Source organism: Streptomyces sp. NPDC030143, assembly GCF_055573695.1.
Window position 1 is genome coordinate 1 of sequence record NZ_JBVIAY010000019.1, and the last position, 11,740, is coordinate 11,740.

Genomic DNA, 11,740 nt, shown 5'->3' on the forward strand with positions numbered 1-11,740 from the left:
AATCCTCTGCGGCCTCTTCGCCGACACCCTCACCCTCCCCCACCTCACCATCGACGACAACTTCTTCGACCTCGGCGGACACTCCCTCCTCGCCACCCGACTCACCAGCCGCATCCGCACCACCCTCGGCACCCACCTCACCGTCCGCGACCTCTTCGAAGCACCCACCGTCGCCGCACTCGCCGCACGTCTGGGCACCTCAGGTGAGGTACAGGCCGCACCGAGCCGGATGCCGAGGCCGGAGCGGCTGCCGCTGTCCTTCGCCCAGCAGCGGCTGTGGTTCCTGCACCGGCTGGAGGGCCCCAGCGCCACCTACAACGTTCCGCTGCACCTCCGGTTCGCCGGCGCCCTGGACACCGTCGCCCTGCGCACCGCGCTGCACGACCTGGTCGCCCGGCACGAGACCCTGCGCACCGTCTTCCCCGAGGCGGACGGCACCCCCTACCAGCGCGTCCTCGACGCCTCCGAGGCCGCGCCGGCCGTCGACATCGTCCGGACCACCGCGGAACGGCTGGACGACGACGTGGCCGCGGCCGCCCGCCACGCCTTCGACCTCACATCGGAAGTACCGCTGCGGGCCACCCTGTTCAGCCTGGGCCCGGAGGAACACGTCCTGCTGCTCCTGGTGCACCACATCGCGAGCGACGGTCTGTCGACAGGGCCGCTCGCCCATGACCTGTCGGTGGCCTATGCGGCCCGCCGGTCGGGTGGTGCCCCTGAGTGGGAGCCGCTGCCTCTCCAGTACGCGGACTACACGCTGTGGCAGCGGGAGGTGCTCGGCGACGAGACCGACCCCGACAGCGTGATCTCCCGGCAGATCGAGCACTGGCGCACCGCCCTGGCCGGCCTGCCCGAACAGCTCCAGCTGCCCACCGACCGGCCCCGCCCGGCCACCGCGAGCCATCACGGCGCCACCGTGCCCATCGCCTGGGACGCCGACCTGCACGAGGGCGTCGTCCGGCTGGCGCGGGAGCACCAGGTCACCGTGTTCATGGTGCTGCACGCCACGCTGTCCGCGCTGCTCACCCGGCTCGGTGCCGGGACCGACATCCCGATCGGCACCCCGGTCGCGGGCCGCGCCGACGACGCGCTGGAGGACCTGGTCGGGTTCTTCGTCAACACGCTGGTGCTGCGCACCGACACCTCCGGCGACCCGACGTTCGCCGAGCTGCTCGCCCGGGTGCGGGAGACGAACCTCGCCGCCTACGCCCACCAGGACGTGCCGTTCGAGCGGCTCGTGGAGATCGTCAACCCCACCCGCTCGCTCGCCCACCACCCGCTCTTCCAGGTGGCTCTGGGTCTGGAGGAGGCCTCCGACGGCGGCATGGCCATGCCCGGCCTGGTCGTGGAGGGCCGCAGCGTGGAGACGGGGGCGGCGAAGGTCGACCTCGCGGTGAACCTCCAGGAGACGTTCGACGCGGTGGACGGCGCGGCCGGCATCCACGGGGTGCTGGAGTACGCGACGGACCTGTTCGACCCGCAGACCGCGGCCGCCATCGCCACCCGCCTCGAACGCGTCCTGCGCGCCGCCACCACCGAGCCCGCACAACCGCTCAGCCGCCTCGCCCTCCTGTCCGCCGACGAGCGACGCCGCATCCTCACCGACTGGAACGACACCGGCCGGGAGGTGGCCGAAGCCACCTTCCCGACGCTCTTCGAAGCCCGGGCCGTCCGCACACCGGACGCCCCCGCCGTGGAACACGGCACCCACACGCTCACCTACGACCAGCTCAACACCCGCGCCAACCGGCTCGCCCACTACCTGATCGGCCAGGGCGTCGGCCCCGAGCAGCACGTCGCCCTCGCCCTGCCCCGGTCGACCGACCTGGTCGTCGCCATCCTCGCCGTCCTCAAGGCCGGCGCCGCCTACCTGCCCCTCGACCCCGATTACCCCGGCGACCGCATCGGGTACATGCTCCAGGACGCCCGTCCCGCGCTCCTGATCACCACCACACAGCTCACCGCCACCCTCCCCGCCACCGACACACCGTTGCTCACCCTCGACACGCACCGACTCGACGACCGGCCCGGCCACGCGCCGACCACCCGCCCGCACCCCGACCACCCCGCCTACCTCATCTACACCTCCGGCTCCACCGGCCGCCCCAAAGCCGTGGTCGTCTCCCACCGGGGCCTGGCCAACCTGTCGGAGCACCAGCGGGTGCGGCTGGGCGCGGGGCCGGGGTGCAGAGTCTCGCAGTTGGTCTCGCTCAGCTTCGACGCGTCGGTGGCCGAGCTGTGCATGGCCCTGCTGTCGGGTGCCTGCCTGGTGCTGCCGGACCGGACGCTGGTCGGTGAGGAACTGGGCGACTTCCTGGCGGACCGGGCGATCACCCACGCGCATCTCCCGCCGGCGCTGCTGGCGGGGGTCCCCCGCCGTCCGCTGCCCGCGCTGCGCTCCCTGATGGTCGGGGCGGAGGCGTGCCCGCCGGACGTGCGGGCGTTCTGGTCGGCGGGACGGCTGATGGTCAACGCCTACGGTCCCACGGAGGCGACGGTGGACACCTGCTTCGCCGTCTGCGGGCCGGACCTGGGTACGGGTCCGGCGCCGATCGGCCGTCCGGTGTTCAACACGCGGGTGTACGTGCTGGACGCGGCGCTGAGCCCGGTGGCTCCGGGTGTCCCCGGCGAGCTGTACATCGCGGGCCCGGGTCTCGCGCGCGGCTATCTGGGCCGACCGGACCTGACCGCGGGCCGCTTCGTGGCCGACCCCTTCGGCCCGCCCGGCGGACGCATGTACCGCACCGGCGACCTCGTCAGGTGGCGCCGCGACGGCCGGCTCGACTTCGTCGGCCGTGCCGACGACCAGGTCAAGATCCGCGGGTACCGCATCGAACTCGGCGAGATCGAAGGTGTGCTCACCGGCCACCCGGACGTCGCCCGCGTCGCCGTCGTCATCCGCGAGGACCGGCCCGGCGACAAGCGCGTCGTCGCCTATGTGGTGCCCTCGGCGGCGGCGCCGCAGGACGGGTTCGACACCACCGGTCTGCGGGTCCGGGCGGCGCGGGAGCTGCCCGAGTACATGGTGCCCTCGGCGTTCGTCGTCCTGGACCGGCTGCCGCTCACCCCCAACGGAAAGCTGGACCGGCGCGCTCTGCCCGTGCCGCGGACCGTCGGGGCGGACGGCGGCAGGGGCCCGCGCGACGCGCGCGAGGAGGTGCTGTGCGGGCTCTTCGCCGACGTGCTGGGGGCGGAACGCGTCGGCATCGACGACAACTTCTTCGATCTCGGCGGGCACTCGCTGCTCGCGACCCGGCTCACCAGCCGCATCCGGGCCGCCTTCGCCGTGGACCTGAGTCTGCGGGACCTGTTCGGCATGCCGTCGGTGGCGGAGGTGTCCGCCTGGCTCGGCCGCGCCGCCGACGACGACGCACGGGCGGGCGGCGCGGACCGGGGCCTGGAGCCGCTGTTGCGGCTGCGGTCCACGGGCGGCGGAGTCCCGCTGTTCTGTCTGCATCCGTCGGTGCCCCTGTGCTGGGCCTACAGCGGGCTCGCGGGTGAACTGGACTTGACGGCACCGGTGTTCGGGCTGCAGAGCCCGGCGCTCACGAACGACGGTCCGCTGCCGGCCGATGTCGACGCGCTGGTGGAGGACTACGCCACCCGCATCCAGGAGGCCTGGCCCACCGGGCCGTACCGGCTGCTGGGTTACTCGCTGGGCGGCTCGCTCGCCCACGCGATCGCCGCCCGGCTCCAGGAGCGGGGCGAGGAGGTGGATCTGGTCGCCGTGCTCGACGCCTACCCGGGCGTGGAGGCGCAGGGCGGCCCGCTCGACGAGGAGCAGGTGCTCGCGCGCCTGTACGCGGACCTGGTCCAGGACGCGACGGGCGTCCAGGACGCCTCGGGCACCGGCCCGCGGGCGCCCGGTGCCACCGCGTCCGGCTCCGTTCCCGCCCCGGCGGGCTCCCTTCCCGCCCCGGCCGGTCCGGGCGACCTCGCGGCACGGCGCGCGGCGGTGCTCGCCGCCCTGCGTGAGGGCTTCCCGGAGGGCTTCACCGACGCGCAGTTGTCCCGGATGCTCGATGTGATGGTGCACGCGGTCTCGGTCAGCAGCCGCCGGGAGCCCTCGCCGTTCAAGGGCGACCTGCTGCTGTTCACCTCGACGGCGGGCCGTGAGAACCCGGGCGCCATGGCCGACGCGTGGCGGCGGGTGGTGACCGGCACGGTGGACAGCCATCAAGTCGTCTGCACGCACGACGAGTTGCTCGGCGGGGAGCCGCTGCGGGCCGTGACCGCGGTGCTCGGCCGGCGGCTGCGGGACCTCGACACCGGTGCACCGGCCGGGAACGACGGTCGTCGATAACGAAACGGAAGCCCGCCCTCGTACGGTCTCTGCCACCTGTCGAACATCGATCCAGAGAGCGTGACGATGGCTGCTCGGAAATACCTCTCCGCGATACCCGAGATTCACCGCCGCAGGCTGCTGGGGCTGGGGGCGGCGGTGGCCGCCCCCGCCCTGCTCGGCGTGGGCACGGCCCGTGCCGCGGCCACCACCGAGCCCAGGGCGGGCCTGCGGTCCGGACGGTCCATGAGCCGGGGCGGGGGCGGGCTGGAGGAGCTGAGCCTGACCGAGCTGCGCGACCGGCTGGCCTCGGGGAAGCTCACGTCGGTGGAGCTCACCACCTTCTACCTGAACCGGATCGAGGAGCTGAACCACAAGGGACCGGGGCTGCACGCGGTCATCGAGACCAACCCCGACGCGTTGAAGCTCGCCGCCCAGCGGGACGCCGAGCGGCGGGCGGGCCGGATCCGGGGAGTGCTGCACGGGGTTCCCCTGCTGATCAAGGACAACATCGCCACCGCGGACCGGATGCACTCCACCAACGGCATGCGGGCGCTGCTGGGCGTCCGGCCGTCGCAGGACGCGACGGCGGTGGCGCGGCTGCGCGCGGCCGGCGCGATCCCGCTGGCCAAGGGCAATCTGACCTCGCTGGTCAGCGCGTCCAGCGGGTACAGCCAGCGGGGCGGGCAGACCCGCAACCCGTACAAGCTGGACCGCTCGCCCAACGGTTCCAGCGCGGGACCCGCCGCGGCGACCGCGGCCGGGCTGTGCGCGGCGGCGATCGGGACCGAGACCATCGGGTCGATCCTGGGCCCGTCGGGGTGCAACGGCATCGTGGGCATCCGGCCCACGACCGGGCTCACCAGCCGCGCGGGCATGTTCCCGGGCGCCCGCAGCTTCGACACCGTCGGCCCGCTGTGCCGTACGGTCGGGGACGCGGCGCTCCTCCTCGGGGTGCTCACCGGGGTGGACCCGGCGGACCCGGCCACGGCGGACAGCGAGGGTCACTTCCACCACGACTACACCCCGTACCTGAAGCCGGGCGGACTGCGCGGCGCCCGGATCGGCCTGCCCCGCACGGTCTTCACCGGGTACAGCGCGCACGCGGACGCGGTGGCGCAGCAGGCCGTCGAGGTGCTCCAGGACGCGGGTGCGGTCGTCGTCGACGGCGCCGACATCCCCACCGCCGAGAGCATGGTGTCGGACCTGGACGCGGCGTTCCTCGTGCAGATCACCGAGATGAAGAACGACGTCGAGGCGTACCTGGCGCGGACCCCGGGCGACCACCCGCGCAGTCTCGCCGAGCTGATCGCGTACAACGAGGCGCACGCCGACACGGAGCTGGAGTATTTCACCCAGGACATCCTGCGCATGATGGCCGACTTCCCCGGCACCCTGTCGGACCCGGACTACAAGGAGGCGGTGGCCACCGTGCGGCGGGTGGCCCGCGACGAGGGCGTCGACGCGGCGCTGAAGAAGGACCGGCTGGACGCGCTGATGATGCCGACCGGTGCGCCCGCGTGGAAGGTCGACCTGGTCAACGGCGACCCGGCCATCATGGGCAGCGCCATCGCCGTGGGCTACGCGGGCTACCCGGCGATCAGCGTTCCCGCCGGCCATGTGCACGGCCTTCCCGTGGGCGTCACCTTCGCCGGCACGGCCTGGAGCGAGCCGCAGCTGATCCGCTTCGCGAGCGCCTTCGAGCGTGCGCACCCGGTCCGGCGGGCGCCCTCGTTCACCCCGGCGAGTCCGGGTCTGTGAGCTGCCGGTGGTGGGGTTTTCCCCCAGGGATTTACGGCGTGTGAGTGGCTCGTGCGGGTGCCCCGCGCCGCCCTAGGGTCGCTGGTGTCGGCGCGCTCCGCCCCTCGGGGCGGACGGGCCGGCCCGCGCCCCCGAGATGGAGAGGAAGCCCCATGTTTCGTCGTTCCCGGCAGCCGCACCCCGAAGGTGGGGGGCGTGCCGCGACCGAGCCCGCGCTGGGCGGCGGGCGGGGCGCACGGGCCTTCGACGGCCCGCTCTCCGGCGCGGCGGTGACCCTGCGGGACGTGCACCGCAGCTACGGCCGGGGCAGTGCCGCGGTGCGTGCCCTGCGCGGCGTCAGCATCGCCCTGCCCCGGGGCAGTTTCACCGCGGTGATGGGGCCGTCGGGCTCCGGCAAGAGCACCTTCCTGCAGTGCGCCGCGGGGCTGGACCGGCCGACGTCCGGGACGGTGCTGCTCGGGGACACGGAGCTGACGAAGCTGCGGGAGAGCAAGCTGAGCGACATCCGGCTGAACCGGCTCGGATTCGTCTTCCAGCACTTCAACCTGCTGCCCGCGCTGAACGTGCACCAGAACGTGGAGCTGCCGCTGAAGCTCGCGGGCCGGCCCGTGGACCGGGCCCGGACCGAGCACATCCTCTCCCGGGTGGGGCTGCCCGACCGGGGGCGGCGCCGCCCAGGTGAGCTGTCGGGCGGTCAGCAGCAGCGTGTGGCCATCGCCCGCGCCCTGGTCACCGATCCCGATGTGATCTTCGCGGACGAGCCCACTGGGGCCCTGGACACCACCACGGCGGCGGAGGTCCTGGCGCTGCTGCGGGAGGCGGTGGACGACTTCGGCGCGACCGTGGTGATGGTGACGCACGAGCCGAACGCGGCGGCCTGGGCGGACCAGGTGCTGTTCCTGGTGGACGGTCAGAACACCGACGAACTGTCGCTGAGCGACCCGCAGGAGATCTCCGCCCGGCTGCGGGCGCTGACCTCGGCGGCCGACCGTCCCCGCTCGGCCGGCAGGATGCGGGGCCAATCATGAGCACCGGACTCGCGCGCGCCCAGATCCGCTCCCGCCCCTCCGCGTTCATCGGCACGTTCGTCGCCCTGCTCTTCGGCGCCCTGGTGATCATCTGCTGCGGTCATCTGATGTTCGCCGCCCTGGACGCGGACCAGGCGCCCGAGCGTTACGCGGCCGTGCCGGTGCTCGTCGTCGGCGACGACGAGGCGGGCGGCCGACCGGTGACCGACCGGGCCCGGGTGGACGCCTCCCTGGCGGCCCGGGTGGCGGCGCTGCCCCAGGTGAAGGCCGCTGTCGCGGACACGGCGTTCCCGGTGAGCGTGTCCGCCGGGAACCGTACGCCCGTGGTCGCGGACGGCCAGCCGGCGTCCACGGTCCGCTTCGCCACCGAGCGGGACACGACTGCGCCCGCGCTCGCCGCGGGCCGGGTGGCACTCGACGCGGGCACGGCGCGGGCGCTGGGCGTGGCGCCGGGGGCCGCGGTGCGGGTGACCGGCGCCGACGGCACCGTCTCGTACCGGCTCGCGGCCGTCGTCGACGCCCGGCAGCCCGGAGTCTGGTTCGCGGACGCGGAGGCCTGGCGGTTGTCCGGCCACCCGGGCCGGGCCGACGCGATCGCGGTGCTGCCCGAGCCCGGCGTCCCGGCCGAGCGGCTCGCCGACCAGGTCCGCACGGTGGCGGGCTCGGCCCGGGTGCTGACCGGCGCGGGGGACCGCAACGCCGTGGAGAATCCCGACTTCTCGACGCTGCAGGAGAACACCGTCGGCATGTTCGGGGCGATGGCCGGCCTGAGCCTGTACGTCGCGATCTTCGTGGTGGCGAACACCATGGCGCTGTCCATCTCGCAGCGCCAGCGGGAGACCGCCCTGCTGCGCGGCATCGGCGCGCGTCCCGGGCAGATCCGGCGGACGGCGGCCGCGGAGGCCTCGCTGGTGGCGGTGCTGGCCGTGGCCGTGGCCGTCGCGCCGGGGTATCTGCTGGCGCGGGTGCTGTTCGACGCCATGGACGCACGGGCGCTGATGCCGCCGGGCTCGCGGCTGGAGCTGAACTGGATCCCGGTGGCCGTAGCGGCCTTCGCCGGTCTGTTCGCCGCTGTGCCGGGCAGTCTGATCGCCTCCTTCCGGGCGTCCCGCAGCCGTCCCGCACAGGCCCTCGGCGAGGCCGCGGTGCCCCGGCGCGGCATCGGCCCGATCCGTCTGCTGGTCGGACTGGCGGCCCTCGGCGGCGCCGTGCTGCTGACCGTCACCGTGCTGGCCGACGGGGGCACGACGGCGAACAACGCCGCCCCGTTGGTCCTGCTGCTCTTCCTGGTGGCCGTGTCGCTGCTCGGTCCGCTCCTCGCCCGCTTCGCCACCGAGGTCCTGGGCCTGCCGCTGCGGCTGACCGGTGTCACCGGCGAACTGGCCACCCTCAACGGCCGGGCACGGGCGCGCCGCCTGTCCTCGGCGATCGTGCCGGTGGCGCTCGTGGTGGCCTTCGGGGTGACCAAGGTGGGCCAGCAGACCTCGCTGACGCACGAGTCCCGCGTCCAGAGCGAGGCGGCGCTGACCGCCGACCGTGTCGTGGAGGCGCCCGGCGGACTGCCGGACCGGATGGCGGAACGCGCCGCCCGGGCCCCCGGCGTGGGCGCGGCGACCGCCATCACCGACATGACCGTGCTGGTGGGCTCCGGCGAGAAGGACGCCCGGCCCGAGAAGGACGCCGTGCGGGGCCGCGCCTTCACCGGCGAGGGCGGGCGGCTGGCCCGCACCCTGGACCCGGGTGTGGTCACCGGATCGCTGGCCGGAGTCCGTCCGGCGGGCGGCGGGTCCCTCGCCGCCGGTACCGTCGCCGTCGAGCGGCGGGTGGCCGACCGGGTGCACACCGCGGTCGGGCGGCCGATCACCCTGTGGCTGGGCGACGGCACGCGGATCCGTCCCGTGGTCGCGGCGACCTACGAGCGCGGCGCCGGCATCGGTGACGTGCTGCTGCCCCGGGCCACCGTCGAGGGGCATCTGACCTCGCCGCTGGCCGACCGGATCCTGGTGCGCGCCGCCGCCGCGCCGTCCCCCGCGTTCGACCGGGCGCTGGCGTCGGTCGTGGCCGGCACCCCGGGGGCGAGCGTGCACACCGCGCGGGCGTTCACCCAGGCCGCGGAGGAGTCGACGAAGCAGTTCACCTGGCTGGAGACCATGGCGCTGGGCGTCATCACCGGTTTCGCCGGCATCGCCGCGGCGAACACCCTCACCATGGTGACCTTCGAGCGGCTGCGGGAGGTGTCGATGCTGCGGCTGATCGGCATGAGCCCGCGCCGGCTGCGCCGGGTGGTGCGACTGGAGGCGCTGACCGTGGTGCTGGCCGGGCTCGGCATCGGAACGGCGATCGCGCTGGTCATCCTTCGCCCGCTCGTCCAGGCCGCCACCGGGGCCTCCTTCCCCTACCTGCCGCTCGCGCTGCCGGCCGTGGTGACGGCGGTCGCGCTGGTGGTGGGGCTGTCGGCCACGATGCTGCCGCTGCGGCGACTGCTGCGGGTCCGGCCCACGGAAGGGGTCACGCGGCGCGCCTGACCACCGCGGGCGCGGGGCCGGTGGGGGCCGGGTGCCACGACGTGCGGGGCCCCCGGGACGCGTGTCCCGGGGGCCCCGCACGTTCCCGCGGGTGCGGACCGGCCGTCAGGTGCCGTCCGCCCGCGCGCCGAGGACCACGGCGGACAGTTCGCCGCCGTCCTCGACGGTGCGCAGGACGAGCCCGGCGTCCGCGGCCAGTTCGGCCCACTCGGCGCGGGTGCGCTCCCGGCCCCCGGTCATCGCCATCATCCACATGTCGCCCATGCGGCGCGGGTCGGCCCCGCTGTCGTCGAGCACCCGTTCCAGCAGGACGACGGTGGCGTCCGCGGAGGTCCGGCGGGCCGCTTCGGCGCAGCGGGCGAGGATCGCGGTGGCCACGTCGTCGGGCCAGTCGTGCAGGACGCTGCCGAGCACGTAGGTGTCGTACCCCTCGGGGACGAAGGTCCGCATGTCGCCGGGTTCGGCGCGGAACCGGCCGGGGTACCGGCGGAGCAGGTCCGCGGGGACGAGGTCGACCACGTCCGGCAGGTCGGTCAGGGTGACCCGGAGCCGGTCGTCGCCGGCCAGCAGCAGGTCGCCGAGTCCGCCGGTGCCGCCGCCCACGTCCAGCACGCGGGCGCCGCAGTGCCGCAGCAGCGCCGGGACGAGGGGCCGGTACAGCTGGAGGGCACGCATGCGCATGTGCTCGTGGAAGGTGCGCAGGGCCTCGCGGTCGTCGCCGAGTCTGTCGAAGACGGCGACGCCGTGGGCGAGTTCGTAGCCGGGGCGGCCGTCGGTGATCGTCTGCGCGAAGGGGGCCCAGGCCGTGAAGAGGGAGTTGTCGGAGAACTCGGCACGCAGGCTGCCCGGTCGGTCGGAGCGCAGCAGGGTGCCGGCGGGGGTGAGGCGGACCGTGCCGTCGGTGTCGACGCGGAGGACGCCGAGTGTCTCGGCGGCGCGGACCAGGCGGGTCAGGCGCTCCCGGTGCAGGCCGAGCGCGTCGGCCAGGGCGCCGGCGTCGATGCCGTCCTGCGGCACCTGGTCGGCGACGCGGAGGGCGCACAGCGCGTACAGCACGCGGCTGGGCGCGATGTCGAACAGTTCGGTGAGGCGGCGGCGCTCCTGCTCGAGCGGGTCAGACGCGGGCACGGGCGTCCTCCCCCGCCTGACCACGGGCAGGCTCCCCCGCCCGGCCGACGGCGCCGTCCCCGGCCGGGGCGGCGAGGTCCTCGCCCGCCCGGCCGCCGTGTTCCCGCTCGGCCTGCGCGCGGGCGCTCTCGTACAGCGCCGCCCAGGGGGCGACGGCCGAGTCGCCGAACCGGCTGTGCCAGACCTCGAGGTAGGCGAGCCGGTCGGCGGGCGGGATCGACGGGAAGACGAGGAAGAGGATGTCCGTGATGACCATGGCCCGGACGGCGAGCAGCGGGTGCGGGGCGGCGAGCGGCCGGAAGGACGGCTGGTGAATGCCCGGCATGGGATGGCCGGGATAGAACTCGCCGACCATCTTGCCGGCCGCTATCGCCTCCGCCTTCAGCTCCTGCTGGACGTCGAGCACCACTGCGGCACGGGTGCTTTCGTCCGCGCCGACGGGGACCATGACGAACGAGTTGTAGACGTTGTCGCCCGCTGCGTCCTCACCGAGCCGGGCGAGCGCGGAACGGGCTGTCGTCTCCAGTCGGCGCTGCCCCCGGGGGCCGCTGACGTCGACGGAACTCAGCGCCGTACGGCCTAGTTTCAGGGACTGTTCCATGAAGGGGCACACGGCTCCCTTGCGGCCGAGATCGGCATGTGGCCGCGTGAGAAAGGACCGCAGCCACGCCGCCGTCTCGCCGACGAGATCGCTCTGACTTTCCATCGCATTCATGACGAGTGCTGCACCCCATACGGACATCGGTTTCGGAACGTGGAACAGCCCGGGCTATTCACGCTTTCGAGGACGACGCTAGAAGGTGCCTTTATCGACGAGGTATCACTGATTTCGGCGGAACGCACCGGATCCGCGACGGGAATCGCCTCCGGGCGGGCCGCGGCGCGGTGTTCGTCGCGCCGCGCGCCGACCCCGGGCGCCTCTCCTGCGGCAGGGTGGTCCTGACCTCGCGGGGCCGCGAGGGAGCGGGGGCTCGTCCTCGGTCGGCGGGAGCGGCAGCCCGGTCGGCGCGACACCG

At 74.3% G+C, this 11,740-nt stretch carries 6 protein-coding genes; 4 read left to right on the forward strand and 2 right to left on the reverse strand.

Annotation, left to right across the window (positions count from 1 at the left end; all coding sequences use genetic code 11):
* From ACZ4YY_RS27810 to ACZ4YY_RS27825, 4 genes are all read left to right on the forward strand, one after another.
* On the forward strand, positions 1 to 4,303 hold a 4,303-nt coding region (locus ACZ4YY_RS27810), incomplete at its 5' end, for a non-ribosomal peptide synthetase (protein WP_468295922.1).
* A gap of 66 nt (positions 4,304 to 4,369) precedes the next feature.
* Positions 4,370 to 6,043 carry an amidase family protein gene (locus tag ACZ4YY_RS27815; protein ID WP_468295929.1) on the forward strand — a complete coding sequence of 558 codons (1,674 nt, stop codon included), beginning with the start codon at positions 4,370 to 4,372 and terminating at the stop codon, positions 6,041 to 6,043.
* Between the two features lie 152 nt (positions 6,044 to 6,195).
* Entirely contained in the window at positions 6,196 to 7,071 is an 876-nt protein-coding gene (locus ACZ4YY_RS27820; RefSeq protein ID WP_468295932.1) for an ABC transporter ATP-binding protein, read from the forward strand.
* On the forward strand, positions 7,068 to 9,596 hold the full coding sequence (locus ACZ4YY_RS27825) for an ABC transporter permease (RefSeq protein ID WP_468295935.1): 2,529 nt from the start codon (positions 7,068 to 7,070) through the stop codon (positions 9,594 to 9,596). Before ACZ4YY_RS27820 ends, ACZ4YY_RS27825 begins: the two co-directional genes overlap by 4 nt.
* A gap of 105 nt (positions 9,597 to 9,701) precedes the next feature.
* Here ACZ4YY_RS27825 and ACZ4YY_RS27830 read toward each other — a convergent pair whose 3' ends face one another.
* Both ACZ4YY_RS27830 and ACZ4YY_RS27835 read right to left on the reverse strand, forming a co-directional pair.
* Positions 9,702 to 10,724, reverse strand: coding sequence for a methyltransferase (locus ACZ4YY_RS27830; protein WP_468295938.1), 1,023 nt, complete (start codon positions 10,722 to 10,724; stop codon positions 9,702 to 9,704).
* Positions 10,711 to 11,466, reverse strand: a complete 756-nt coding sequence (locus ACZ4YY_RS27835) for a DUF6875 domain-containing protein (RefSeq protein WP_468295944.1) — start codon at positions 11,464 to 11,466, stop codon at positions 10,711 to 10,713. Before ACZ4YY_RS27835 ends, ACZ4YY_RS27830 begins: the two co-directional genes overlap by 14 nt.
* Between the last annotated feature and the right edge of the window lie 274 nt (positions 11,467 to 11,740).